The sequence below is a fragment of the Nonomuraea sp. B10E15 genome (assembly GCF_039871615.1).
In the GTDB taxonomy this organism is placed as follows: Bacteria; Actinomycetota; Actinomycetes; order Streptosporangiales; family Streptosporangiaceae; genus Nonomuraea.
The window spans coordinates 45,270-70,946 of sequence record NZ_JBDPMB010000026.1 but is presented as its reverse complement, the minus strand read 5'-3'; the positions used below and the strand labels follow the sequence as shown (position 1 = coordinate 70,946).

21 protein-coding genes are annotated in these 25,677 nt (G+C 72.1%); 6 read left to right on the top strand and 15 right to left on the bottom strand.

What is annotated here, in order from left to right:
* Window positions 1-19: 19 nt before the first annotated feature.
* Complete coding sequence (locus ABGB14_RS42735) at window positions 20-922, bottom strand: NAD-dependent epimerase/dehydratase family protein (RefSeq protein ID WP_347649602.1); 903 nt, start codon at window positions 920-922, stop codon at window positions 20-22.
* A gap of 204 nt (window positions 923-1,126) precedes the next feature.
* Between ABGB14_RS42735 and ABGB14_RS42730 the strand changes: the two genes are divergently transcribed.
* Window positions 1,127-1,561, top strand: a complete 435-nt coding sequence (locus ABGB14_RS42730) for an SgcJ/EcaC family oxidoreductase (protein ID WP_347649663.1) — start codon at window positions 1,127-1,129, stop codon at window positions 1,559-1,561.
* A 201-nt stretch (window positions 1,562-1,762) separates the two neighbouring features.
* On the opposite strand, the gene ABGB14_RS42725 is transcribed toward ABGB14_RS42730, so the two are convergent.
* On the bottom strand, window positions 1,763-2,527 hold the full coding sequence (locus ABGB14_RS42725) for an SDR family oxidoreductase (RefSeq protein WP_347649601.1): 765 nt from the start codon (window positions 2,525-2,527) through the stop codon (window positions 1,763-1,765).
* Between the two features lie 66 nt (window positions 2,528-2,593).
* Between ABGB14_RS42725 and ABGB14_RS42720 the strand changes: the two genes are divergently transcribed.
* Window positions 2,594-3,232 carry a helix-turn-helix domain-containing protein gene (locus ABGB14_RS42720; RefSeq protein WP_347649600.1) on the top strand — a complete coding sequence of 213 codons (639 nt, stop codon included), beginning with the start codon at window positions 2,594-2,596 and terminating at the stop codon, window positions 3,230-3,232.
* 18 nt (window positions 3,233-3,250) lie between these two features.
* Here ABGB14_RS42720 and ABGB14_RS42715 read toward each other — a convergent pair whose 3' ends face one another.
* A complete protein-coding gene (locus ABGB14_RS42715) occupies window positions 3,251-4,507 on the bottom strand; it encodes an MFS transporter (protein ID WP_347649599.1) in 1,257 nt (418 codons plus the stop codon).
* A gap of 59 nt (window positions 4,508-4,566) precedes the next feature.
* On the opposite strand from ABGB14_RS42715, the gene ABGB14_RS42710 reads away from it, so the two are divergent.
* On the top strand, window positions 4,567-5,571 hold the full coding sequence (locus ABGB14_RS42710; protein WP_347649598.1) for a helix-turn-helix domain-containing protein: 1,005 nt from the start codon (window positions 4,567-4,569) through the stop codon (window positions 5,569-5,571).
* 36 nt (window positions 5,572-5,607) lie between these two features.
* Here the strand turns inward: ABGB14_RS42710 and ABGB14_RS42705 are convergent, their stop codons facing one another.
* From ABGB14_RS42705 to hisD, 6 genes are all read right to left on the bottom strand, one after another.
* Window positions 5,608-9,633, bottom strand: coding sequence for a S8 family serine peptidase (locus tag ABGB14_RS42705; RefSeq protein WP_347649597.1), 4,026 nt, complete (start codon window positions 9,631-9,633; stop codon window positions 5,608-5,610).
* Between the two features lie 223 nt (window positions 9,634-9,856).
* Entirely contained in the window at window positions 9,857-12,703 is a 2,847-nt protein-coding gene (locus tag ABGB14_RS42700) for an AAA family ATPase (RefSeq protein ID WP_347649596.1), read from the bottom strand.
* A 513-nt stretch (window positions 12,704-13,216) separates the two neighbouring features.
* Entirely contained in the window at window positions 13,217-13,819 is a 603-nt protein-coding gene (locus tag ABGB14_RS42695; RefSeq protein WP_347649595.1) for a sugar O-acetyltransferase, read from the bottom strand.
* 48 nt (window positions 13,820-13,867) lie between these two features.
* Window positions 13,868-15,190: an MFS transporter gene (locus tag ABGB14_RS42690; protein WP_347649594.1), complete on the bottom strand. Its 1,323-nt coding sequence runs from the start codon at window positions 15,188-15,190 to the stop codon at window positions 13,868-13,870.
* Between the two features lie 30 nt (window positions 15,191-15,220).
* On the bottom strand, window positions 15,221-16,252 hold the full coding sequence (locus ABGB14_RS42685; RefSeq protein ID WP_347649593.1) for a hypothetical protein: 1,032 nt from the start codon (window positions 16,250-16,252) through the stop codon (window positions 15,221-15,223).
* A 16-nt stretch (window positions 16,253-16,268) separates the two neighbouring features.
* Window positions 16,269-17,558, bottom strand: a complete 1,290-nt coding sequence (gene hisD / locus ABGB14_RS42680) for a histidinol dehydrogenase (protein ID WP_347649592.1) — start codon at window positions 17,556-17,558, stop codon at window positions 16,269-16,271.
* 120 nt (window positions 17,559-17,678) lie between these two features.
* Between hisD and ABGB14_RS42675 the strand changes: the two genes are divergently transcribed.
* Complete coding sequence (locus ABGB14_RS42675; RefSeq protein ID WP_347649591.1) at window positions 17,679-18,710, top strand: LysR family transcriptional regulator; 1,032 nt, start codon at window positions 17,679-17,681, stop codon at window positions 18,708-18,710.
* A 46-nt stretch (window positions 18,711-18,756) separates the two neighbouring features.
* Here the strand turns inward: ABGB14_RS42675 and ABGB14_RS42670 are convergent, their stop codons facing one another.
* The 3 genes from ABGB14_RS42670 to ABGB14_RS42660 all read right to left on the bottom strand — a co-directional run bounded on the left by ABGB14_RS42670 (window position 18,757) and on the right by ABGB14_RS42660 (window position 21,100).
* Window positions 18,757-19,356: a hypothetical protein gene (locus ABGB14_RS42670; protein ID WP_347649590.1), complete on the bottom strand. Its 600-nt coding sequence runs from the start codon at window positions 19,354-19,356 to the stop codon at window positions 18,757-18,759.
* A gap of 311 nt (window positions 19,357-19,667) precedes the next feature.
* Entirely contained in the window at window positions 19,668-20,690 is a 1,023-nt protein-coding gene (locus tag ABGB14_RS42665; protein ID WP_347649589.1) for a zinc-binding dehydrogenase, read from the bottom strand.
* Complete coding sequence (locus tag ABGB14_RS42660; RefSeq protein ID WP_347649588.1) at window positions 20,687-21,100, bottom strand: hypothetical protein; 414 nt, start codon at window positions 21,098-21,100, stop codon at window positions 20,687-20,689. The genes ABGB14_RS42665 and ABGB14_RS42660 overlap by 4 nt, the downstream gene beginning before the upstream one ends.
* Before the next feature lie 64 nt (window positions 21,101-21,164).
* On the opposite strand from ABGB14_RS42660, the gene ABGB14_RS42655 reads away from it, so the two are divergent.
* Window positions 21,165-21,581 (top strand): MarR family transcriptional regulator, encoded by a 417-nt coding sequence (locus tag ABGB14_RS42655; RefSeq protein ID WP_347649587.1) that lies wholly within the window; start codon window positions 21,165-21,167, stop codon window positions 21,579-21,581.
* A 124-nt stretch (window positions 21,582-21,705) separates the two neighbouring features.
* Here the strand turns inward: ABGB14_RS42655 and ABGB14_RS42650 are convergent, their stop codons facing one another.
* Window positions 21,706-21,903 carry a hypothetical protein gene (locus ABGB14_RS42650; protein WP_347649586.1) on the bottom strand — a complete coding sequence of 66 codons (198 nt, stop codon included), beginning with the start codon at window positions 21,901-21,903 and terminating at the stop codon, window positions 21,706-21,708.
* A 71-nt stretch (window positions 21,904-21,974) separates the two neighbouring features.
* Complete coding sequence (locus tag ABGB14_RS42645) at window positions 21,975-22,928, bottom strand: helix-turn-helix domain-containing protein (protein ID WP_347649585.1); 954 nt, start codon at window positions 22,926-22,928, stop codon at window positions 21,975-21,977.
* 71 nt (window positions 22,929-22,999) lie between these two features.
* Between ABGB14_RS42645 and ABGB14_RS42640 the strand changes: the two genes are divergently transcribed.
* A complete protein-coding gene (locus tag ABGB14_RS42640) occupies window positions 23,000-23,596 on the top strand; it encodes a DJ-1/PfpI family protein (RefSeq protein WP_347649584.1) in 597 nt (198 codons plus the stop codon).
* 244 nt (window positions 23,597-23,840) lie between these two features.
* Here ABGB14_RS42640 and ABGB14_RS42635 read toward each other — a convergent pair whose 3' ends face one another.
* Window positions 23,841-25,631 carry a S41 family peptidase gene (locus tag ABGB14_RS42635; protein WP_347649583.1) on the bottom strand — a complete coding sequence of 597 codons (1,791 nt, stop codon included), beginning with the start codon at window positions 25,629-25,631 and terminating at the stop codon, window positions 23,841-23,843.
* Window positions 25,632-25,677 lie beyond the last annotated feature (46 nt).

Genomic DNA, 25,677 nt, shown 5'->3' with positions numbered 1-25,677 from the left:
CAGGCGCACCCGGCGCTGGCTAGGGAGCGGGAGCGTGCTTCAGCTCGCCGTGCCGCCGAAACCAGGCGAGGGTCTCCGCCAAGCCCTCCACGAGGTGCGAACCTTCCATGACGCCCGTGGCTGCCAGCTTGCTCACATCGAGCGTCAGTTCCGCGTCGCGGAAGGGGAAGTAGTCACGCGCACGGATCGAAGTATCCGTGACCATCACCAACCGAGGCACGATTTCCGCCACACGCGCCAATATGTGCAGATATTCGAGAAACGAGTAGGTGGAGCGCTCTCCCACGTTGTACACATCAGGCACGAGCCTTCCCTCGCAAGCAGTGACGACAATGCGCGCCAGTGCCCTGGCGTCGATGAACTGGATGCGGGTGCCACCGTCGCCTGGAACGAGGACCGGCCGGCCGGAGAGCATACGGGCCCAGAGAAACTGCTCCCGCTGCTCGGCGTTGTGAGGCCCGTAGACATAAGGAGGGCGAAGGATCGTGAGGGAACCGGAGGGAAAAGCGTCGCGCAGCAATGTCTCGCAGGCGGCTTTCGCTTCTCCGTAGCCGTCCCAGATCGCGTCGCCGTCCGCCCTGTCGTTCTCTGCGAAAGGAGGATCGGCGGACAGCCGATTGTAGACCGCGGCCGAGCTGATATAGACGTAGCGCACGCTCTCCCTCCGCGGCAGCGCGCGTATGGTATTCGAGATGTGCGCAGGCTCGGTCCCCGAGACATCGACGACGGCATCGTAGCGGGCGGCGGTGAGTGCTCGGCACATCTGCCCGGCGTCGTTCCGGTCGGCGACCAGCTGCGTCAACCTGCGGTCCCACAGCGGCCGAGTCGCCCGGTTGAGCACGGACACCTCGTGATCATGCAGCAGGGCGTCAACGATGGCACGGCCGACGAACCGGGTGCCACCCAAGACCAGAATTCTCATGTCCGCTGATTTCTCCGTCGTCGCGGGCTGGATTGTTCCAGGATTCCAACCTAGAGCCTCAGATATGCATGTGCCACACGGGGCGCCTCGCGCATAGCGTCACGTCCGATTCTGCTCGTAAGTTGTCCGAATCGACGGAGTCGGCGAGCAGGCACTCCCTGAGAGCATGACCGGGTAAATGAGAACGACGCTCTCGGAGTGACGATGACCATTGAAGTCTTTGGTGACGCGGATGATCCCCAGGGCGATGTCGAGGCGATCATCGCCCTGGTCGCCGCGGTCCAGGAAGCGCAGCAGAACGAGCGGGTCGAGGATTTTCTCAGCCTGTTCAGCAAGGAGGACCCGGTGTGGACGACCGGTCACGGCAAACGGCTGTCGGGCTGGGACACCATCCACGACTTCACCGCGCAAGTGCTGCCGGGGGCGATGAAGCACGGCACCGCGACCTACACGCCGGTGCGGGTCCTCTTCATCCGCCCGGACGTCGCCGCGGTCAACGTCCATCAGGTGCCCGTCGACCGGGACGGCGAGCCCACAGGCGATCCCGAAGGCCGCCCCTTCTACATCCTGGCCAGGACGGCAGGGCTGTGGAAGATCGCCGCCGCCCAGAACACGCAGGTCTACCAGGGCCTTGGCTGAGCGTATGACCTCGGGTGCCACGTCGTATGGTGCCCGAAGCGCCGCCGCCCGGTCCTTGGCGGGCGGGTGAAGACCGGGCCTGGAGGAGCTGATCCGCGCCGAGGCCGATGAGCGCGGCCGGCGGATCGTGGCGCGCCGGCCTCGCCGACGCTCTGGCTTCACGGACGCCGACGACAGGTGGCCCTGACGACGAGGGTTCGCTTATGTGCGCGGCCCCAGGAACAGGCCGCCGCTGGCGTCGATGACCTGACCGGTGATCCAGCGGGCGGCGTCGGAGGCGAGGAACGCGACCACGTCGGCGACGTCGTCGGCGCCGCCGAGGCGGTCGAGCGCCGTCGATCCGGCGATGAATTCGGCCAGGCCCGGCGCTTCGAAGAAGGAGGCGTTGGCGGGAGTCCGGGTGGCGCCGGGGGCGACCGCGTTCACCGTGATCCCCCGGACCCCGAGCTCGTTGGCCAGGGTCAGGCTCATCGTCTCGATGGCGCCCTTGGTCATGGCGAAGGACGTCTGGGTGGGGTTGGCCATGCGGGTCGCGACGGACGAGATCGTGATGATCCGGCCGCCGTCGCGCAGCAGAGGCAGCGCTCGCTGGATGATGAAGTAGGGTGCGCGCACGTTCACCGCGAAGAGGTGGTCGAACCCGGCCCGGGTCGTGGCTCCGAGCGGGCCGGCGGGCTGAGCCGCCGCGTTGTTGACGACGATGTCGAGCGGCCGCCCGGCCAGGCCCGCCTCGATGCCCGCGAAGAGCTTCTCGACGTCGCCGTCCACACCCAGCTGTGACCGGACGGCGAAGGCGGTCCCGCCGCCGCGCTCGATCTCGCCGACCGTCGCCGTCGCGCCGTCCTCATCCGTGCCGAAGTGCACGACGACCGTCGCTCCCCTGCTCGCCAGCCGGGTCGCGATCGCCCGCCCGATGCCGCGCGACGCTCCGGTCACCAGGGCCGCCCTGCCTGTCAGATCGTTCATTGCACCACTCTTTCTGTTAGACGCTACCAACATGGTAGTCACTATCAGTCTGGTAGTGTCTAACACATGCCTGACCAGCAATCAACCCTGCGAGCGCGACGACGAGCACAGACGCAGCGCGCGATCCAGGCGCACGCGATACGGCTGTTCAGCGAGCGCGGATACGACGCCACGACCATGAACGACGTCGCCGAGGCGGCCGGCGTGTCGCCCATGACCGTCTACCGGCACTTCCCCACCAAGGAAGACCTCGTGCTGGTCGACCAGTTCGGTGAGCTCATCGCCGAGCGGATCGTCGCCTCGTCCGCCGGGCAGCCTCTGGTCCGCCGCATCGGCGGCGCGCTCGTCGACGCGGCAGCGGCGCTGAGCGGCGACGACGTGACGGCGGACCGGGAGTTCGTGCTCGTCCGCCTCCAGCTCATGATCTCGACGCCCGCGCTGCGGGCCAAGCACCTGGACAACCAGTACGCCCTCCAGCAGGCCATCATCAGCGCCCTGGGGGACGAAGCCACCGATCCCGACACGGCGTTCCAGGCTCAGGCGGCGGCCAGTGCCTGCCTGGCCGCCCTGCACACGGCGCTGGTGCGCTGGGCCGCGGACGACGGGCGGACCGATCTGCCCCGCCTGATCGGCAGGGCGCTCGCCGCGGTCTTCGGCGACGACGTCGTCGAGCCCGCACGAACGCCCGGCCCGCCCGAGGGCTGATCACCCCCGACCAGCAGATCAGGGACCTGAGGAGCGGTTTCGTCGCCCTCCCTCCGCCGGGCGTCGCGGCCTCGGCGGCGCGAGCACGCGCCAGAGACCCAGTACGGCCAGCAGGGACGCCGCGCCCGCCGCGCCGACGACCAGGCGGGGCGCCGACACCTCGGCCAACGCCCCGCCGCCGGCCGCGAACAGCCCCTGCAGCGTCATGGTCCCCGTCAGCGCCAGCCCGAAGGCCTGGCCTCGGTTCGCCTCCGGCACCGCGTTCAGGAAGCGCCGGGCCAGCCCCAGCTGGTACGCGACCCCGAACCCGGACACGGCGAGCAGCAGCGCCGCGGTGACCGGCCCGGGCGAGAGCACGAACCCGAGCAGCGGCGCGCCGAGCAGCAACGCCAGCGGCCCGGCCAGCCGTTCCCTTCGTTCCGGGGTGACCAGCCGGCCGATCGCGAGGTCGCCGGTGAGCATGCCGAGCGCCACGGCGGTGAACAGCAGCCCGGCCGAGTCCGGCATGCCGACCTGGACGGCGTACGGGACGAGCACGCCCTCGGCGCCGACCATGAGCGCGGGCGGCAACCACTGGGCCAGCAGGAGCGAGCGGACCGCCGGCCGGCGCAGCAGGTCGCGATTGACGCGCCAGGTCTCGCGTACCGCGTACCCCGCGGCCGTGCCCCGGCGCGGCCGCCCGGCCAGCCGCAGGCGCAGCAGCGCGGCGGACAGCAGGCAGCTCGCCACGGTGATCCAGAGCGCGCCGTACGGGCCGAGCGCCGCGATCAGCATCCCGCCCACGGCGAAGCCGAGCACCTGCGTGCCGCCGGCGGCCATGGAGAACACGGCCCGGCCGAGCACGTACCGGTCGCCGTCGAGCAGTTCCGGCAGCAGCGCGCTGCGCGCCGCGGAGGCGACCGCGCTGGGGATGCCGGTGACGAACACCAGCACCAGCATCGCGGTGGGGGAGAGCACCCCCGCGGCGAGCACGGCGGCGACCGCGGCGCGGACCAGGTCGTACCCGACCATCACGGCCCGCGGCGGCCACCGGTCGGCGTACGCCAGCAGCAGCGTGCCGCCGAGGGCGTAGGGCAGGAAGCCGGCGACGTAGGCCAGCGCGGCCAGGAGGGGCGAGCCGGTGCCGGCGTAGACGGTCACGGAGAGCGCGAGCATCTTCACCGTCTCGCCGCAGAGGAAGAGCGTGTAGCCGGTGAACAGCACGCGGAACTGGCCCACCGCGAACACCTCGCGGTAGGTGGCGGCCCGCGCCGGTGCGGCCTGGCGTGTCGTCATGCGGGCCAGTCTCGGGGCGGTGCGGGCGGCGGCGTTAAGCTTTCGCGTGGAGGCGAAAGGTGCTTGCCGTCGAAGTCGGGCCGGTCGACGTGGCCCACACCCGCTACGCCATCTCGCCGCTGGGCGAAGCGATGAACGCGCTGCGGGTCGCGGCGGGCAAGCAGCCGGCGGGGCCGCTGCGGCCATGGGCGGAGCGCATCGCGCCGCGGTACGAGCGGCTGCTCCGCGAGACGCCCGCGGTCAGGGCGCTCACAACGCTGTTCCGGCCCGGCGGCTACAACGCCGACTTCATCCAACCTCCGCCTTCGGGCCCCGGCGCCGACTTCGCCGGCGAACTCGCCAGGGTGCGGGCGACCCCGCCGCGCCAGGTTCGCGCGGAGATCGCCCGCAACCTGGCCGGGCTGCGCACGCCGCCGCGCCACGTCCAGCAGATCCTGGCCGCCCCGGACGTGCTCACCCGGCTTTCTGACGCGATCGAGGCGACCTGGCACGCGCTGGTCGAGCCCGACTGGCCGCGGCTGCGGACAGTGCTGGAGCGCGACCTGTTGCTCCGCGCCGGACACCTCGCCATGTACGGCTGGGCCGCGGCGCTGTCCGACCTGGATCCGCGGGTGGGCTGGCGCGCCGACGGTGCCGACGGCGTGATCGAGGTGCGCACCGGCCCCCGGAACACGTGGGAGCGGCACCGGCTGGGCGGCAAAGGGCTGCTGCTGATGCCGACCGTCTTCGGCACCCTCATCAGCTACGTCGAGCCGCCCTGGCCGTACGCCCTGGTGTATCCGGCGCGTGGCGTCGCGAACCTGCTCGGGCCGCCGCCCCCGCAGAGCGGTGCGGCGGCGCTGGCGCGGCTGGTCGGCCCGCACCGCGCGCAGGTGCTGCGGGCGCTCGCGGCGCCGGCGACGACCACGCAGCTGGTCCGCCAGCTGGGTCTCAGCCTGGGCGCGGTCGGCGGCCACCTGGCCGTGCTGCGCGAATCCGGCCTGGTCACGCGGACGCGGACCGGCCGATCCGTGCACTACGAGCGCACCCCCCTGGGCGAGAGCCTGGCCGGTGAAGGCACGTGACCGCGGCCGCCGGGCGGGCGGCCGCGGTCACGCCGGTCAGCGGAGGTCGAACGCGCGCAGCGTGGTCTGCTTGACGCGGTTGCCCGCCGCGTCCCACGCCTCCACCTTCAGGCTCACCGCGCCCTTGGTGGCGCGGTAGGCCGGGTACTTCGCCCGGGCGGTGTAGACGCCGTCCCGGCCCCGCTTGAGGTCGGCGGGCTGCCAGGTGGCGCCGTCGTCGGTGCTGGTCCACAGCCGCACGCCCGCGATCGCCGGCATCTTCGCCGCCGACGGCCCGTGGTAGGCCTCCAGCTCGAACGTGTGCCTGCGCCCGGCCGCGACCGTGTTCGCGGAGGACAGGCTGCCACCGAGGTCGTAGCTGACGTAGACCGCGGGGGTGGTGCGGCACTGCTCGACCGGCCCGTCGATGAACCAGGCGTAGCAGTTGACGCCCGGCCTCACCTGGTCCCTGGCCGGCGGGGCGGTGAACGTCCACTCGATGTCATGCAGCGCGTTCTTGGCCGTCAGCCGGTAGACGCCCTGCTCCTCGGGCAGCTGGTAGCGCGGCAGCTTGTCGAACCACTCCACGGGCGTGTTCGGGATCTCCTTGCCGTCGCGGTAGAGGTGCAGGTCGTACTGGGGCGCCAGGTCGCCGAACGCGGTGCCGTCGTCGCGCCGCTCCCCGACCCCGTTGACCATGGACGGAGTCACCCACAGGTTGCCGTCGTGCACGCAGATCGCGCACGGCACCCCGATCACGAGCTGCTCGAGCGGGGTCGCGTCCGGGTCGCCGCCGAGCGCGTACAGCTTGCCGGAGGCCGTCGAGGCGCCCGGCGTGCTCGGGGTGGCGAACCACTTCTGCCGGGTGTGTCCCGGCCGGTCGAAGACGTCGTGGCGGTAGCGGGTCTCCTGGACCTCGGCGCCGGGCTCGGACGAGACGAGCGCGGCCATGCCCGCGACGCTCACGATCTCGGGATCGAGCGGCCAGACCCACTGCGACCTGCGCTCCGGCGTCGGGGACGACCAGTGCAGCATGTTGGTGCCGGTGCCCGTGTAGCTGATGTCGTCGGTCTTCCAGGTGCTGCGCCAGTTCATGTACTTCGTGTACGGGCCGGCGTGCACGTCGAAGTCGACCCGGTGGAGCTGGCGCTCGGTCACCTTGTAACGCATCGACGCCGGGATGCGCCCGTCGGCGTACGGCTTGAACACGTAGGAGTACGGCGTGTTCGGCGTGCCCTCGGCCCGTACGGTCACCTCGCCCCGGCCGGCGGCCTCGCGGATCTTCGTGCCCTCGGCGTGGGAGACGTAGGCGACGGGGATGTTGACCGGCAGGTACGGGCCGCTGAACGGCTTCTGCGAGATGGGCAGCGGGATCGGGCAGACGGAAGCCCTCTCGTTGAAGGCCAGGATGCCGGCGGCGCCCGCGTCCCTGATGGGGCCCACGCGCTCGACCTGCAGGCCGCACGCCGTTCCGAAGAGTCCTTCCGCTGGCTCGGCGTCGATCAGGACGAGCGCGCCGCGCAGGTCCTTGCCCGCGAGGTCCTCGGGGCGACCCTTGCCGGCGTCGACCACCCGCAGGTTCTTGACGCCGTCGAACGGGACGTACCCGGGATGCAGCTCGCCCGAGTCGATCATGTGGACGCGGGAGACCGGGTGCAGGGTCGTGCGCTTCGACCCGCGGCCGGATGCGCGCATGGTCATGGTGACCTCGGGGACGCCCAGCTCCCACTGGCCGGTGAAGCGGAAGGCTCCCTTGGTGACCTTCTCGGTGGGCAGCGCCCACACCTTCTCCCACCCGCCGAGCGGGCGGTTCGACAGCAGCGTGCCGCCGAAGACCTTGCCGTTGGCCAGCGTGCGCTGGAAGAAGAGCTCGTAGGTGTTGTTCAGCGGCTGCGCGGTCTTCGGCGCGCTGAAGCTGATCTCGGTGGCCTTGCGGGCGTCGATGGTGATCTCGGTGTCGCCGGTGACGGTCAGCTCGGGCTCGAACAGCCAGGCCCGGTTGGCGCGGTCGTCGCCGTCCACCCAGTCGAGCACCTGCAGCAGGCTGACGGTGCCGGCGGGGACCCGGGTGACGATCACGCCGACGTCGTCGACGCGGTGGGGGCCGAGCTCTCCCTTGCCGCCTTCGACGTCCAGGACGCTCATGGCCGTCGGGGTGCGCGGCTTGCCGTCCCGGTCGAGGGTGCGGACGGTCAGGTCGTACTTGGGAACGTCCCGCACCGCGCCGAGCGGCGTGGTGAGCCGCACGCCGTCGGCCTCGGCCGTCACGGCGCCGCTGTAGGTGCCGATGGGGAGCTCGGCCGGGTCGAGGGTGACGGTGGTGCCGGCGGTGCCGCCGGCGGGGACGGTCAGCGTCGCGTCGGCGAGCGCCGGCTTCGCGCCGCCGCTCATCGCCGCCTCCAGCGTGAGCGTGACGGGCTGGTCGCCCAGGTTGCGGTAGGAGATCTGGCCGGTCTTCGGCGCGCTGCCGCCCTCCAGCAGGCCGAAGTCCACGCCGCCGCTGCCGGCGAACACCTGCTGACGGGTGGCGCGGTCCAGGTCGACCCGGCCGGCGCCCTGCTCGTAGACGGTGAAGCCGTCGTCCTTGGCGGTGGACATCAGGGCGGCCTTGAGCTGCTGCGCCGTCCAGTCCGGGTGCCGCTGCGCCATGATCGCGACGGCGCCGGCGACGTGCGGCGTGGCCATGGAGGTGCCGGAGGAGCCGGTGTAGTGCTCGTCCACCGGGGCGCCCATGGAGGTGCCGGCGGCCCGCGCGGCCACGATGTCCACGCCGGGCGCGGCGATGTCGGGCTTGAGGCCGCCGCCGGGGCGCGGTCCGCGGCTGGAGAATCCGGCGAGCTGGTCCTGCTTGTCCACGGCGCCAACGGTCAGCGCGGCGTCGGCCGCGCCCGGCGTGCTGATCGTCTCGGCCTCGTACAGGTTGCCCGCGGCGATCACGAACAGCGTGCCGGTCTCCGCGGTCAGGTCGTTCACGGCCTGGCTGAGCGGGTCGGTGCCGTCGCTGGGCGAGCCGCCGAGGCTCATGCTGACGGCCTTGGCGCCGCTGCGCGCGGCCCACTCCATGCCCTCGATGATCCACGACTCCTGCCCGGAGCCGGTGTCGTCGAGCACCTTGCCGACGACGAGCTGCGCGCCGGGGGCGACGCCCTTGCGCTTGCCGCCCGAGGCCGCGCCGGTGCCGGCGATGGTCGAGGCGACGTGCGTGCCGTGCCCGTGCCCGTCCTTGACGGCCTGGTCGGGGACGAACGACCTGCTGTCGGCGATCTTCCCGGCCAGGTCGGGATGGCCGGTGTCCGCGCCGGTGTCCAGAACGGCGATCTTCACGCCGGTCCCGTCCTGGCCGCGCTCCCACGCCTGGGGTGCGCCGATCATCGGGACGCTCACGTCAAGGTCCGCCTTGACCTTGGCGTCCAGCCAGAGTTTGGCGATGCCGCCGCGTAGCGTGCCGGGCACCTTCGCCAGGCCCTGCCCGGCGCTCTGCCCGCCGCGTACGGCCTCCCAGAACGTGCCCGTCTCTGCCTTGGTGACGTCGAGGGCGGAGGCGTGGATGCTCTCCAGCGTCCGGGTGGGCTCGCTGGCGGGGACGGCGGCGGCCGAGCGCTTGACGGCGGCCTCGGCCTGGTCGTCCGGGTACTGCACGATCACCGGCAGCCGCTTGGCCACGTCGTCGGAGTAGCCGTTCTCGGCCAGGTACCTGACGTCGAACAGGCGTCTGTCCACGAGGCCGGCCTGGACGGCGGCGATCGCGTCGTCCGGCAGCACGAAGACGCCGTCCGGGGTGAACTGGGTGAACAGGTTGACGCGGCGGCCGTCCTGGCGGGTGCCGGGGGCTGCCTCGACGCGGTACTGGCCGGCGGGGGACCGGGTGAGGTGGACCTTGTCGCCGGTGATCAGCGTGACGGCGACCTTCTGGGCGCGCACCCCGGAGAGGGTGACGTCCTTGGTGACCTGCGCGGTGGAGGCGGCGGTGGCGGCCGGCGTCGTGGCGGTCGCCGGTCCGGCGGTCAGCACGCCGGCGAGCGTGGTGAGCGCGGTCAGCAGGACTGCTGTCCGGCGCGCCAGCGGGGGGCGGGGCAGTGCCATGGTGGCCTTTCTGGCGGGGGGAAGGGAGGGGGTCAGACGGGTTGGAAGCCGTCCGGCGGGCGAGGAGGCTCCGGGGGCTCCTCGGGCTCGGAGGGAAGGGAGGGGTCGTCCGGGTCCGGCTGCCCGGGTTCGTCGGTGGTTTCGGACATGCCGAAAGTGTCGTGCAGCCGGATGGGGGTGGGGTATGGGGTGCCCTATGGGGAAAAATCCCCAATCTGGGGATTCAGTCGCTGGGGAGGAGGTGGCGGGCCAGCTCCGTCCGCGACCGCGCCCCGACCTTCCGCATGGCCGCGCTCACGTGCTTGTCCACCGTCTTGGGCGACAGGAACAGCTCCCTGGCGATCTGCTGGTTCGTCAGCCCCTCGGCCGCCAGCCGGGCCACCTGCTCCTGCCGGGCCGACAGCGCGTGGTCGTTGCCGGCCGGCGCGGGCGCGCTCTGCGCCGCCGGGCGGACGCCCCACCTGCGGCCCAGCCCGGTGGCGCGGTCCAGGTCCCAGCGCGCCCCGAGCTCCGCGTACGTCGCGACCGCCCGGCCGAGCCGGACGGCGGCCTCCGGGCCGTCGAGGGCGAACAGGCAGGCGGCCGCCCGCTCGGCGGACTGCGCGGCCTCGTACCGTGCCGGGATCAGCTCGAAGGCGTCGGCGGCGGCGGAGAACTCCGCGGCCGCCCGCCCCCACTGCTCGTCCGCCGCGGCCAGCAGCCCGCGGGCGTGCGCGAGCGCGGGCGCGGCCAGCGGCGCGTCCAGCCCCGCCAGCCGGGCGGCGTGCCGGGCGACGACGTCGGCGGCCTCGCCGGGACGGCCCGCCGCCAGCAGCGCCTCGGCCAGCGCGGGCAGCGCACGGACCGCCACCGGCCACAGCTCGCTCGCCTCCCAGTGGCGGCCCGCCTCGACGGCCGCCTCGATCGCCGGCTCCGGCTCGCCCCGCGCGGCGGCCAGCCTGAGCAGCATCGTCAGCGGCAGCACGAGATCGTCGAACTGGCCGCGGGCCCGGGCCTCGGCGGCGGCGTCGAGCAGCGGCGGCAGCGCGGCCTCCTGGCGGCCCTGCACCGCGGCCAGGCAGGCGGTCACGATGTCGACGAGGATGCGCTCGTGCGGCTCGTCGCCGAACTGGTCGCGCAGCTCCTGCATCCTGGCCGGCAGCCCGCGCCAGGAGCCCTCGAAGTAGTCGGCCGCGGCCAGGTTGACCAGGCAGCGCAGTTCGAGCCGCTCGCGCAGGTCGGGCTCGGCGCCCTCCTCGACGGCCGCGGTCAGCAGGCGGCGGCCCTCGCGGTGGTGCCCGCTGAACAGGGCCGCGCCCCCGATCGAACGGTAGGCGTTGACCTCGCGGCGCAGCAGCCGCCGCCCGCCGGTCTCCCGCAGCAGGTCGCCGGCCAGGGCGGCCCAGCGCGGGTCGCCCATCACCACGAAGATCATCGCGATCTTGCCCAGCACCAGCATGCGCATGGCCGGATCGGCCACGGCGGGCAGGGTCGCGAGCGCCCGCTCCAGCCACGACCTGCTCTCCTCGGGCGGCAGTCCGCTCGGCGGGCGGCCCACCCCGGCCATGGCCCACGCGGCCAGCCCCGGCTCGCCGGCCAGGTCCTCGGCCGCCCGGGCGAAGGCCTCGCCGATGCGGGCGCTGTCGGTGCGGGTGCGCTCCAGGTGCAGCGCGAGCAGCATGCGCAGGTGACCCCGGAGCGGCGGCGGCACGTCCTGCTCCAGCGCGCCGGTGACCAGGTCGGCGACCGGCGGCGGGCGCAGCAGTTCCAGGGCGGCCCAGCCGAGCTTCACCGTCAGCTCCGCCCGCCGCGCCGCCGGCAGGTCGGCGTCGCGCAGCACCTCCTCCAGCAGGCGCGCGGCCTCGGCGTCGTCGCCCAGCCGCGACGCCTGCTCGGCCGCCTCGATGGCGGCCTCGACCCACTGCCCGGCCCGGCCCGCCTGGCGCAGGTGGTGGGCCAGGCGGCCCAGCGGCACCGGGCGCAGGCCGCGTACGGTGTCGGCGGCGGCCGCGTGCAGCACCTGCCGGCGGCCGAGCGGGATCGCCTCGTAGACCGCCTGCGCCGCCAGCACGTGACGGAAACCGACCAGCCCGCCGGTGTCGGCGAGCAGCCCAGAGCCGAGCACCTCGTCGATCGCCCCGACGTCCGGCCCCGACAGCAGGGCGACCGGCACCGGGAGCTGCAGCACGGCGGCGCGTTCTGCCACCTCCTTGGCTCCGGGGGACAGCCGGGCCACCCGTTCACGCACCGAGGCGCGCACGCCGCTCGGCACGTCCAGCTCCTCCAGCGCCCGCCGCGCCCAGCCACCCTCCCACCGGATGAGCGTGCCGCGGTCGCGCAGCAGCGCCAGCAGCTCCTGCACGGCCAGCGGCAGGCCGGACGCCCGCAGGCACAGGTGCTCGGCGAACTCAGCGGTCACCTCCTCCGCCTCGAGGATCGCCGAGGCCATCACCCGCGTCAGGGCGGCGTCGAGCGGCGGCAGCACCAGATGCTCGGCCTTGATCGTGTCGGGGGCGCGCGCCGTGATCGCCCGCACCGCCTCCGGAGCCTCCTCGCCCCGGTACGTCAGCACGACCCGCAACGTGTCCGGCAGCACGGACATCAGGTACGTCAGGAACTCCACCGTCTGGCCGTCGGCCCAGTGGAGGTCCTCCACCACCAGGACGGCGGGACCGAGCGCGGTGAGCACCTCGACGAGCCCCCGGAACACCCGGTGCCGCTCGGCCGCCCGGTCGTCGAGCGGCGGCGGCGTCTCCGGCAGCTCCCCTGCCAGCTCCGGCAGCAGCTCGCGCAGCGCCCCCGCGACCGGCGACAGCGCCGCCCCGGCCAGCTCGGCCGCGCGACCGCGCAGCGCCTCGACGACGGGGCCCAGCGGGAACGGCTCCCTGATCTGCACGCAGGCCCCGGCCAGCACCCGCAGGCCCGCCACCGCGGGACCGCCGAGCAGCTCGGCGGTCAGCCTCGACTTCCCGATGCCGGCCTCGCCCTCGACGACGGCGACGGCGGGAGCCCTGTCGACCAGCGCGGAGAGCCGGGCGAGCTCCTTCTCCCGCCCCACCAGAACCGGGGAGACCACCCGCCCAGCACGCACCCGCTCATTCAACTGCACGCGAAGTCAGAGATCAACGGCACCCCCCGGCTGCGGCGGGCCCCGCGTCCACGGCCTCCAGGACGGTCCGGCGCCCTCTCGATCACGGGTGGTGCGGGCGAAGAGGGACGGGACGGTCAGCGCAGGAACCGGTGAACGGCGTGGCGGATCTGCTCCGGCGTCTCGAGGTCGTGCCGCGAGCCGAGCAGGTCGCCGGTCACCAGCGTGATGACGGCCTCGATCGCTGCCTCGCGGTCGGGAGCGGTGCCGAGCCGCTCGTCGAAGGTGCGGGCGACCGACCCGGCATGCCGGGTGAACGCCTCGGCCAGTACCTCCTCCAGGGCGTCATGGAGCCCAGCGGCACGTCGGCGGCGCGGGCGATCGCCCGGTGCGTCGTGCCCGTCACGCCGCGTTCGGCGATGACGGTGAGCGCGGCGTCGATCAGCCGGTCCCGCCGGTCCGGGTCGTGCCGGCGCGGCCGCCGAAGGCCGGGTGACCGTGACGGTGCGGAGCCGTTCACGCGCGATCCGGCCCCGAGCCCGGCTCGATGGTGCGGATCACCCGGGCCGGGTTGCCCACCGCGACCGCGTTCGCCGGCAGGTCGCGGGTGACCACCGCGCCGGCCCCGACGACGGTGTTGTCGCCGACGGTGACCCCGGCCAGGACGATCGCCCCGCTGCCCAGCCACACGTTGTCCCCGATCGTGATCGGCCGGGCGGCCTCCCACCCGGCCCGCCGCAACTCCGGGTCGACCGGGTGGGTCGGCGTCATGAGCTGCACGTTCGTGCCGATCTGCACGTCGTCGCCGATGGTGATCGGCGCGACGTCGAGGGCGACCAGACCGTAGTTGGCGAAGGACCGGGCGCCTATGCGCAGGTGGCTGCCGTAGTCGACCCGCAGCGGCGGGCGGATCTCGGTGCCCTCGCCGATGGCGCCCAGCAGCTCGGTGAGCAGCCGCCGCCGCTCGCCCGGTTCGCGGGCCGAGGACGCGTTGAACGCCTCCATCAGGTCCGCCGCGCGCAGCATGAGCTCGCCGAGCTCCGGATCGTCGGCGAGGTACAGGTCGCCGGCGAGCATCCGTTCCCGCATCGAGCGCTCGTCCGCATCATCAGACGCCATATGTACGACTGTACGAATCATGTGTACATGCATACAAATGTGTGGCGTTCAGGTTCGGCGGTGCCCGGCGCTCGCGGCAGGCCGTTCCTCCACCCGTGTCTCGGGAGCCGTCGTGGCGACCGCCAGGGCCGCGACGGCCACCGCGACGAGGTAGAAGCCGGGTGCCACGTCGCTCCCGGTGAGGTCGACCAGCCAGGTGCCGACGAACGGTGCGGTGCCGCCGAACAACGCGAAGGCGACGTTGTAGCTGATGGCGGCGCCCGTCACGCGGGTCGCGGCGGGCAGCAGCTCGACGAAGAAGGTGTAGCTGCCGCCGCCGTACGTGCACAGCGCCGCGGCCAGCAGCAGCTGCCCGATGACTGCGGTGCCGAAGGAACCGCTGGTGACCAGCATGAACGCGGGCAACCCCACGACCGCGACCGCCGCCGCCCCGATGATCAGCATGGGCTTGCGGCCGTACCGGTCGGACAGCCGGCCCCCGATCGGCAGCAGGACGGAGAACGACAGCAGGGCCACGGCGTTGGCCGCCAGCGACTGCAGCAGGCTCAGCCCGACGACGCTCTGCAGATAGGTGACGAAGTAGCCGACGAGCACGTAGAAGCCCAGGCCGGACAGCGCCATGATGGCGAAGATCTGTCCCAGCCGGCCCCAGTTGCCGCGCAGGCTGCCCCGTACCGGGCTGGCCTCGACCGCGTTGCCGCGCCGCAGTTCCTGGAAGACAGGGCTTTCCTCGGTACGGCGGCGGATGTAGATGCCGATCATCGACAGCGGCAGGGCCAGCAGGAAGGGGATGCGCCACCCCCACGAGGCGTAGGCGGTGTCCGAGACCGCGCCGGAGATGGCCATGATGATGACCAGGGCGATCACCGAGGTCGCGGCGGAGGCGGCGATCGTGATGCCGATCCAGGTGCCGCGGCGCCGGAACGGCGCGTGTTCGAGCACGAACGACGGCGCGCCGACCGCCTCGCCACCGGCGGAGAAGCCCTGCGCCAGCCGGCACGCCACGAGCAGGATGGGGCCGATGATCCCCGCCGCGGCGTGCGTGGGCAGCAGCCCGATGAGCGCGGTGGCGACGCCCATGCAGATGAGCGTGGCGTACAGGACGGTCCGGCGGCCGGCGCGGTCGGCGAGCACGCCGAAGAACAGCCCGCCCAGCGGACGTGCGACGAACGCGACGCCGTAGGCGGCGAAGGCCGCCAGCAGGCCGGTGACCGGGTCCTGGCTGGGGAAGAAGGCCTCGGCGATGGCCACGGCCGAGAAGCCGTAGATCGCGAAGTCGTAGAACTCGACGAACTGGCCTGTACTGGCGCCGAGCAGCACGCGCCGCTGGGCCGCGGTGGTGCCGTCCGGGCTGATGAAATCGCGGATCATGGCGAGGGGTGCATCCTTTCAGCCTGGCGATCAGGGGGCGAAGGCGAGCGCGCGAGCGGGATTGGCCATGGTGATCTGTGCGATGTGGGCGTCGCTGACGGCCTTGCGCCGCATGAGCGGCAGGACGTGCTCCAGGATGTGGGCGTAGCCTTCGCCGCCGTACCGCATCAGGTTGGTCTTGTGGCAGATGTCCTGGGAGATGAGGATCTGGGACGCGTAGCCGCCGTCGATCAGATCGGCGATGTAGTCCACGCGGGTGGCGTCGTTCGGCATGTCGATCGGCGCCAGCGAGTAGTAGCTGGACTCCTGGCCGAACAGGTCGAACTCCACGTAGCATCCGCTGGCCGCGATGGCCCGCATCTCGGCGGCGGAGAAGACGGTGCGCTCGACGTGGCTCATGATGACCCGGGCCGGGTCGACGTGCTCGGCGGCGATGATGTCGAGCGCCTGCCCCGGCGAGCGCGGGTCGCGGCCGGGGTGGATCATCAGGGCCGCGCCGGTCTCCCGCTGCGCCGCGCAGGCGGCCCGCAACACCTTCTCCTCCTGCGGGTGCAGCGGATGGCTGAGCCCGATCTCCCCGATGATCCCCGCCTTGATCGCGGTGTCGCCGACGCCGGTACGGACGTCGGAGACGATCTCCGCGGCCAGGTCGTCCCGGTCCCTGCTCGTCACGTCGTGCGGGTGGTAGTCGCGGTAGTAGAAGCCGCAGCCCATGACGACGTGCACGCCGCTGCGCCGGGACACCGCGGCCAGCCCTCGCGGGTCGCGGCCGAGCCCGATGCTGGTGGCGTCCACGATGGTGCGCCCGCCCGCCTCGGTATAGGGCCGTAGCTCGGCCACGGCGACGTCCACGCTGTCGAGGCGGAGGTCCTCGGAGGTGTGGTGGCGGCGTACCCGGTAGTGGTTGTCCAGAGTGATCGGCGCGTTGTCGATCGCCCGCTCGCTCGTTGTGGCGCGGGCGGGGAGCGGACGGGACAGGTCGGCGAGCAGGTGCTCGTGCGGCTGGGTGTGCCCGAGGGCGGACGGGTCGATGTCGTCGAGCACGGTACGGACGATGGACATGGTTCCTCCCAGCAGGTCAGGCCCAGGCCGGGCGCTGTCCCTTGGGCAGGGCCCGCAGGTCGCCCGAGCGTGCGTGTCCCTCGAAGCGTTCGGCCCGGGCGGCACGGCCGCACAGCTCGCCGAGGTAGGCGCTGGCGGCGTCGGTGGTCACCTCCTGGTAGGTGACGGTCTTGAGGTACATGCCCACCCACAGCCCGCCCGTGTAGCGGGCGGCCCTCCTGGTGGGCAGCACGTGGTTGGTGCCGATGACCTTGTCGCCGAAGGAGACGCACGTGCGCTCCCCGAGGAAGAGCGAGCCGTAGTTGCGCAGCCGGTCCAGGGCCAGGCGCGGCTCCCGGGTCAGCACCTGGACGTGCTCGCTGGCGTACTCGTCCGCCACGGCGAACGCCTCATCCAGATCGTCCACCACGACGACCTCGCCGTGATCCCGCCAGGCCGGCCCGGCCACGTCACGGGTGGGCAGTTTCGCCAGTTGCTCGTCCACCTCGCGCAGCGTCGCCTCAGCCAGGCCGTCCGAGGTGGTGATGAGGACGGCCGGCGAGTCGGGGCCGTGCTCGGCCTGGCTCAGCAGGTCCACGGCCACCGTGAACGGGTCGGCGCTGTCGTCGGCCACGATCAGCACCTCGGTCGGCCCGGCGAACAGGTCGATACCGACCTGGCCGAACAACTGGCGCTTGGCCTCGGCGACGTAGGCGTTGCCGGGTCCCACCAGCATGTCCACCCGCTGGATCGACTCCGTCCCCAGCGCCAGCGCCGCCACCGCCTGCACCCCGCCCAGCAGGTAGACCTCATCTGCCCCCGCCAGGTGGATCGCGGCGATCGTGGCGTGTGGCAGCTCGCCCCCGGTGACCGGCGTGCAGGCGGCCACCCTCGGCACGCCGGCGACCTTGGCCGGCACGATCGTCATGTGCGCTGAGGCCAGCAGCGGGTACCGCCCGCCCGGCACGTACGCGCCCACCGCACCCACCGGGATGCTGCGCTGCCCGAGCAGCACGCCGGGCTGGGTCTCCTCCTCGAAGTCGCGCAGCGAGGCCCGCTGCCGCTCGGCGAACCTTCGGACGTTCGCCTGCACCTCTTCGATGTCGGCGAGGGTCTGCCGGTCCACCTGGCGCAACGACTTTTCGATCTGCTCCTCGCCCAGCCGGAAGTCGGCCGGCGCCCACCGGTCCAGCCGCTCGGAGTGCGCGCGGACCGCCGCGTCCCCGTTCCGCCGCACATCGTCGATGATCTCCGCGGCCACCGCATGAGGGGGCGCACCCGCCGCCACGGCGACGCCGGCCGCCGTACCCTTGACTGTCTTCCGCATGCCACTCCTGTCCAGGAAATATCCGCATCGCTGCTGGTCAAAAGGGATTTCAGGGAGCATAGGCGGCGGCCGGACATCGCACAACGGGGCCGACTCCAGTCCCACCGATAGGGTTTCCCTATGACCCTGCAGCAGCTACAGGCGTTCATGGAGGCGCGCAAGGGCGGTTCGTTCACCGCGGCGGCCCGCAGCCTCGGGCTCACCCAGCCGTCCGTATCGGAGCTGGTGCGCCGGCTGGAGGACGAGCTGGGCATGGAACTGTTCCGCCGAGCGGGCCGAGGGCTGGTCAGCACGCTCGCGGGCGACGAACTCGCCCCCTTCGCCGAGCAGGCCCTGGCCGCCGCCGATCAAGGTGTCACGGCCGTGCGCGCGCTACGCGACCTGGAGGGCGGCACGGCGACCTTCGGCCTGCTGCGCAACGCGGAGTTCTACGCGCTGTCGGAGCTGGCCCTGCGCTTCCACCGCCGCCACCCCTCGGTCCGGGTCCGGCTCGTGGGCCAGAACTCCACCGAGACCGCCGCCGCCGTCCAGCGAGGCGAGATCGAGGCCGGAATGGTGACGCTGCCGGTCGACCATGAAGGCCTCGCAGTGACCCCGCTGGTGCGCGACGAGGTCGTCTACATCACCGCGGACGCCGGCCGCGCCGCCACCCCGCGCACCATCGCCGACGTGGCGACCGCCCCCATGATCCTTTACGACGCCCACTACGGCGACACCGACCCCGCGCGCCGCCAGCTCGCCACCCGGGCCCGGCTCTCGGGCGTCAGCATCGAACCCCTCATCGAGGTCGAACACCTCGCCTCGGCCCTCACCCTGGTCCAGGCCGGGGTGGGTGACACGCTCGCGTGCCGGGCGGCGGTCGCCAGCGCCACCTTCCCGGTCGGCCTGCACGTGGCCCGGTTCGCCGAACCGATGTACGACACGATCGCGCTCGTCACGCGCCGCGGCCACGCCTTGTCACCGGCCACCCGCGAACTCGCCCGCTTCGCCCAGCAGACGCTCTTCGACCATGCTCGCGGCCCGCATGGCACCACGACGGTCATCGCCCGCACGGACGCGCGGCGTGCCGCCGACGAGCACGTACGCCTCCTCGCCGAGAGCCGTTCCATGCCGACAAGTCGGACACGCGTGCGGGGCGACTCTCGATCATGACTGGCGTGAAGACCGGCACCGTCCACCCCGGGGCACCGGATCCCTCTCATGCCCTGCCGGGGATGCGGTAGAAGGTACGCGTCGACGTCCACCATTCCCGGTCTGCGAAGCGTCCCGTGATCCGGCCCACCAAGCACCACAAGGTATGGACATCCTGCTCAAGTTTGGTGTCGGGATCGAGCTCCAGCCCTGCTGTGAAGGGCCGGTAGTCGGGGAGGGCCATATATCCGCCTTCCTCGTACGGCGGCATGACATCATCGATCAGTTCACCGTCATAGTGGAGGTGCAACGGCTCAAGCCCTTCACCTACTTCTCCCCAGAAGTTCATCTGGAAGGCCCGATGCCTACCGAGATTGCGGATCGCGGGATGGCCGGAGTAAAGACCGAAGACGAATACATGTGTCCAGCCGGGCGCGTGCGGGCCGATCCAGATGCCTTTCGCAGGAGGGCCTTCGTACGTCCCCGCCAGCGTTTCCAAGTTGCATTCCAAACGCGATTCCAGATCTACCTGGAATCGGTGGGACAGTTCCTCCGGATCGTCGGACTCGACCCAGAGGGCGTGGAAGCCGAGTTGGAGCCCGTGCCCGTACTCGACCAGCAGTCCCCACTGGTTCTCTGCCGGGTGAGCCTGCTCGGGATGAAGCATGGTATACGTCCTCACGCTGCGCTGCCGAATCTGTGGGACCACTGGGTCGCCGGGGACGGCCGGCTTCGGCGACCCAGTGATTCACCTGCGAGTTCTCAATCACGATTCCGGGGTCATGGTCGAGAGAAGGCGATGGTAACCGCGGAAGGCTTCGAGCACATCCCCGTGTGCCTGGTTGCGGGATTCTCGAACACCGAGAATCGAATAGTGAATCGCGTCCTTCGGCGCCCGTGCCCGGTGGAGGCGAAGGGGTGTTCGGCCTTGCACGTTTCTGTTCGTTTGAACGCCACGAACAGCCGTGGCAACCGGGGTCAGAACATGGTGAGGATGATCTTCCCGTGGACGTCCCGTCGTTCGAGTGTCCGATGTGCCTCAGCGGCCTGGGCGAGCGGGAAGCACGCGCCGATCCGTGGCCGGATGCCCCGCGCGAGCGCCAACTCGAACAGGTGGGTCAGCAGCGACTGGTGCCGCGGCGGGTCCGCGGCGATCTCCCGGGGCAGCGAGCAGACGGCCGTACGCCGGCCCGGTACGAGGTTCAGCATGCGGTTGCGCAGCGCACCGCGGACGGTGTCGGCCAGCACGTGTCCGGGCCGGCCCATGAACGCGTAGCTGACCAGCACGCCGCCCGGGGCCAGAAGGCGGTGGCCGGCGCGCAGGGCGGTACCGCCGAGGTGGTCGTAGACGATGTGGACGCCCTCGGGGTGCCGGGCGCGTACGACCTGGGTGACGTCCTGGCGGCGGTAGTCGATGGGGACGATGTCGTAGTCGCCCAGCAGGTGCAGGCTGCGCTCGGAGGCGGTGCCGTACATGGCCAGGCGCCGGTGCGCGCCGAGCTGGCAGAGCGCGTCGCCCACGCCGCCGGTCGCGCCGTGGATGAGGACGGTGTCGCCCGGGCGGGCCCGGCCATGCCGGTCCAGGAGGCTCAGCGCTGTCAGGTAGTCCAGCGGAAGGGCGGAGGCCACCAGGGTGTCCAGGCCATCCGGTACGGGGGCCAGCATCCGTACGGGCAGGTTCGCATATTCCGTGTAGGCGCCCATCCCGGTCAGGCAGGCGGCGACCCGGGTTCCGGGCACCAGCCAGGGCGGCGGCGCGTCGACGTGGTGGTCCACGACCTCGCCCACCAGCTCGTACCCCGGGCTGAACGGACGTCCCCTCTGGAAGAGGTACTCGCCCTTGCGCGCCATCACGTCGGTGTAGCCGACACCTGCGGCCAGCACCCTGATCCTGGCCTGGCCCGGCGCGGGGGCAGGCGTGACCGCCTCGGCCCGTTCCAGCGTCTCCGCGTCGCCGAAGCGCCGCACCACCATCCGGCCGTGCTTGATCGGCTCGCTCATCGGCCGGTCTCCTTGACGGTGGAGAGCCAGTCGAAGATGACCTCGTGGGCGAGTCCGGCGTCGAACCACGTCCGGGAACGGCTGGCGCAGTCCACGCGACGAGGGTCGCCGGACGCGAGGTAGAACTCGGCGGTGCGCATGTAGTTGCTCGCCCGCAGCAGGGCCTTGCCTCGCGAGACCGGGTCGTTCAGGCGTTCGGCGCGGCCCCACGTGGTTGTGGCCAGGTGGTCCCATTGCCGGTGCCAGGACTCGAAGTCGCCGGGGCGCACCCGGGAGACCGCCGAGACGACCTCGCCGGAGTCGGCTCCGTCGAACGGGCTTGACCACAGGGCCCGGACGGCTTCTAAGTGAAACGTCGGTGTCCGCGACGGGACGGTGCTGCGCATATCGCTCTCCGAGATGTGCGTCATGTCATCTAACGATATGACGCACGATATCTATGTCATGTCATCGATTCAAGTAAGATGCCGTTCCGTGGACCAGGTGCTGGAGTTCGTACTGGCGGTCAAGGCCGTACACCGAGAGATCAACCGACGCTTCAGCGAGGCCCTGCGGCCGCTGGGCATCACGGTGGTCCAGGCCGAGGCGATCCTCATCCTCGCCGACGGCCAGCCTCTCACCCTCGGCGAGCTCGGGTCCCGCCTCATCGCCGAGACCGGTAACCCCAGCCGGCTCGTGGACCGCCTCCACAACGCCGGGCTCGTCCACCGCCATCCGTCCGCGCACGACCGCCGCCACGTCGAGCTCACGCTGACCCCGCACGGGCACGAGATGGTGACCCGCATCCAGCAGGCGCGACGGCCACTGCTCCAATGGGGCCGCACGCTTTTGAACGACACCGAATTCGCCGCCGCCACCACCGCCCTGCGCCGCGTCCTCAGCCAGCCATGACCCGGGGCCCGACACGGCGTGCGAGTTGCGGGCGGGTGACGCCGTGGTTCGCGGCACTTTGGCGGTCAGCCGGAGCGGACGGCGCTGGCGGCAAAGGATGGGATCAGATCGGAGTCGGCGGTGGTCAGCCAGGTCGTGACCAGCAGAAACGGCGGCAGAGCGTCTGGCGTTCCCTCGCGGTCAGCACGTCCAGGGTCCTCATCCCCCTGGCCGCGGGCCGCGAGGTGAACTCGGAGATCAGCCGCCTGGTCACGGCCGGCGCGAGCAGCGACTCGCCCGCCGCCACCACGCGGACCGCGTGCGCCAGGTCGTCGCGGCGCACGTCGGGGGCGTGTGTGCGGACCGTCGCCGTCGGGGCGCGCTCGCGCCACCCCGTCGGCGAGCTCGGCGACGCTACTTGGGGCTGGGCCGTGCGGATCTGCGGTAGGCGGTCGGCGTGGTCCCGAGAGCGCGGGTGAAATGCTGGCGAAGGGAGGCCGCGTTGCCGAAGCCGGTGGCGGTGGCGATGTCATGGACACCCATCCGGGTCTCCTCAAGCAGTTCCTGAGCCGCGGCCAACCGCATCCGGATGAGCCACTGGATCGGCGTGGTGGCGGTCTGCTGCCGGAAATGGCGGGTCAGGGACCGCGTACTGACCCCGACATGCGCGGCGATGTCCTTCAGGGTCAAGGGTTCGGCGAGGTGCCGGCGCATCCACGCCATGGTGTCGTCGAGGCGGTTGCCGTCGGAGGGCAGCGGCGTCTCGACGAACTGGACCTGGGTGCCCGCGCGGTGGGGCGCGAGGACCATCCGGCGCGCGGCGGAGGCGGCGACGGCCGCGCCGTGATCACGCTGAAGGAGGTGCAGACACATGTCGATCCCGGCGCTGATGCCGGCGGAGGTCACGATGTCGCCGTCGTCGACGTAGAGCCTGTCCTCGACCAGGATCCGCGGGAACCTGCGTGCCAGGTCCGAGGCGTGTGCCCAATGGGTGCACACCCGCCGGCCGTCGAGCAGACCGGCCCAGGCGAGGAAGTAGACCCCGGTGCAGATGGACACGATCCGCGCGCCTGCCGCGTGCGCGTCGCGGATCGCGTCCAGCTCCGGCTCGCTCGGCGTCGCCCTCTGGCTGGCGGGGACGATGACGGTGTCGGCGGAGCGGACCGCGTCCAGATCATGGGGCGGGACGAGGCGGAAGGCGTCCTTCCCGGCGGCCGTGGCCGTCATCTCCATGGGGCGGCCGCAGACCAAGGTCTCGTACAGGGGGGCGCCTGACTGCGGGTCGACGGCTGAGCCGAAGACCTGACAGGGAATGGTGAGCTCGAACCCGACCACGCCCTCGGTGGCGAGCACAGCGACACGGGTCATGGCGCGAATCTAGCGAAACATGGCTTTACAGTCACTCACCGTTCTCGCCACCCGACGCCTAGTGTGGCGGCGTGCGAGTCGAGGTGATGATGTTCGAGGGTGTGGCCGACATGGACACCCTGCTGCCCCACGACGTGTTCTGCCGGGCCAGGCTGCTCGGTGCGGACGTCGAATCCGTGCTGGTCACCGCCGACGGCGCCACCGAGGTCACGGGATGCTACGGCACCCGTTACGCCGGATTGGTGGAGTGGACCCCGGAGCGTGCGGATGTGCTGGTCATCGGCGGTGGCTGGATCGAGAACGACGTCGACGGGCCGATTCCGCGGCACATCGCCGACGCCAGACGCCGGGGCGGTGATCGGCTGATCCTGGCGGGCTCCGATGCCGGATCCCTTTACATAGGGGCCGCCGGCCTGCTCAAGGGCCGCCCGGCGACGACCCACCGTCCCGGGCACGAGCTGCTGGCCAGCTGGGGCGCGCAGGTGATCGAGGCCCGCCTCGTCGACGACGGGAACATCGTCACCAGCAGCAGCGGCTGGCTGGCGGGCATCGACCTCGCGCTCTACCTCATCGAGCGCGAGCTCGGCGAGCCGCGCCTGGCGGTCACCATCGAGGAGTGGATCGGGCACGATCGCCGCGGCACCGTGTGGAGGCCGGCCCGAGCCTGAACCGGTCAGGACCGGGCCGGAGCTCAACCTCCGCGACGGACCTACCGCCGCGGCCTGGTGGCCTGACGGTGGTGGTCAGCAGCCCTTGAATCGCTGCCCCGGGTTCACCGCGCCGCTGGTCGCGCCGCTCAACGATCAGGGTGTGCTGCCGGCGCCTGCGGGATCGCCCCTGGCCCATGCCCTGCCTGGTCACGACCGCACTGTGGCTGAAGGCCCGGCGGGTCGCATCGCGGATCGCCGGCCGTCATGAGGGTTCGCGGAGCAGGGTGAGTGCCTTGGTCATGGCCGGGTCGCGGCCGGCGGACAGGTCTTCGGCGGTTCGGGGGACGAAGTGGTCGGGAGGGACGCCGATGCCGTTGACGATCTCACGGTTGGGGCCGAGCCCGTACTGCGTGGGCAGGATCAGCGTGCTGCCGTCGTTTAGGGCGTACGGGTAGGCGACCCCCGACACCATCCCCGACGTACGCGTGCCGATCACCGGCCCGAGCCTGTGACGCTTGACCGCGCCGGTGAAATGGTCGCAGGCGGAGGCACAGATGCCATCGGTGAGCAGGGCCACGGGCAGGTTCAGGAGGGGCACGGTGTCGTCGGTGCGGTGCGGGTCGCAGGCGCCGCCTGGGTCACAGGTGTAGCCGGTCACCTTGCCGTGGGCGAGGGCACCGAGCAGGCGCGCGACCTCGTCCGGCGAGCCACCGGTGTTGCCGCGCAGATCCAGTACGACACCACGCAGGCGGCCGCGTTTGCCTGAGGTCGCCTTGCCCGATCCGGCCCGCTCGCCAGGTGCGGCACGTTGCCCCCGTTCGGCGCGTCGGCCCAGCTCGGAGATGGCCGCTCGCACCTCATCGGCCGTGCCAGGCATGAAAGCGCCCGCGCGGACGGCGGCGACGTCACCGCCGAGCAGGGTGGCCGTCACGTTCCGAACCGTCGAGGTGAACCGCTCGGGCTTCAGAGTGACGGCCCACGTGCGGCCGGTGGCGGGGCGCCGCAGGGTCAGGCGTACGGGATCCGCGTCGGCGGAGGTCGGGAAGAGCATGGAGAGCGCGCCGGTGGACAGCACCCCTCCGGCGAACAGCGGCGCGCCGTTGACGGCCTCGATGATGTCACCGGCCCGCAGCCCCCGCTCGGCGGCCGGCCCGCCCGTCACCGCGGTGATGTGCAGCGGTGCTTGAGCCCGATGGGGAGCATGGGAGGCGTGGTAAGGGGTGTAGGAGGTGGCGATCCCCAGCCCGTACCTCTGTTGTGGCTCACCCGGGTCCGGCGTCCGGCGGGAGCCGGTCGGGGGCGATGCCTGGCGGCGGTCGCCGGGTGAGGGGGTCCGGCCGCGCTCGCCCGGCTCGGGGGTGGAGCGGGGCCCGCTCGACGGGGGAGCGGAGCGGGCCCAGCGGACGTGGTTGTCGTGCAGACCTGCGACCATCGCCTTGACGGCAGCCGCGGCCAGCGCCTCCCGCCGCGACGCGCCGCCGGACAGGGCGGCGGTGACGCGCTCGTACGTGGCGGCGAAGGCGTCCCAGTCGGCGGCCCTGTCACCCCGCAGCGGCGGCATCACGGCATCGGGACGGTCGAGACCGAGCCGGGCGAGCTCGACGGTCATCCCGCCGAAGGCGGCGGCGAGGAGATCACGGTGGTCGAGCCGGTCGCGTGCGTAGTAGTGGTCGAGGACACAGGAGTACGCCTGCTCGACAGTCGTGATACCCGTAGCCGTGGCCGTCGATTCCGCGGCCTTCGTCCGGGTGGCGGTCGCCGAAGGGGTCGTGCTGGGTTTCGCTGTCACCCCCGGCGGGGTCCCGCCGGAGGGTGGCTGGCCGGAGACTTCGGCGCAGGGAGGCACACCCCGGTCGGCGCCCGTCGAGCCGACCGCACCGACCCCCGCGGCGGGGGCTACTGCGACACCGGCTCCCACGACGTCGACCGCCGTGACACCGGCGGTGGCGGTGGCGGTGGTGGCCAGCATCAGCGTGCACGTCACCGCCGCCATCACCGTGGCTCTCGACCGCACCATGCCCGTACTCGCGCCTGCGTCTGTACCCATGGTCATGTCTGTGCTCCTGTGCTCGTGCCTGCGTCTGCGCTTGTGTCCGTTC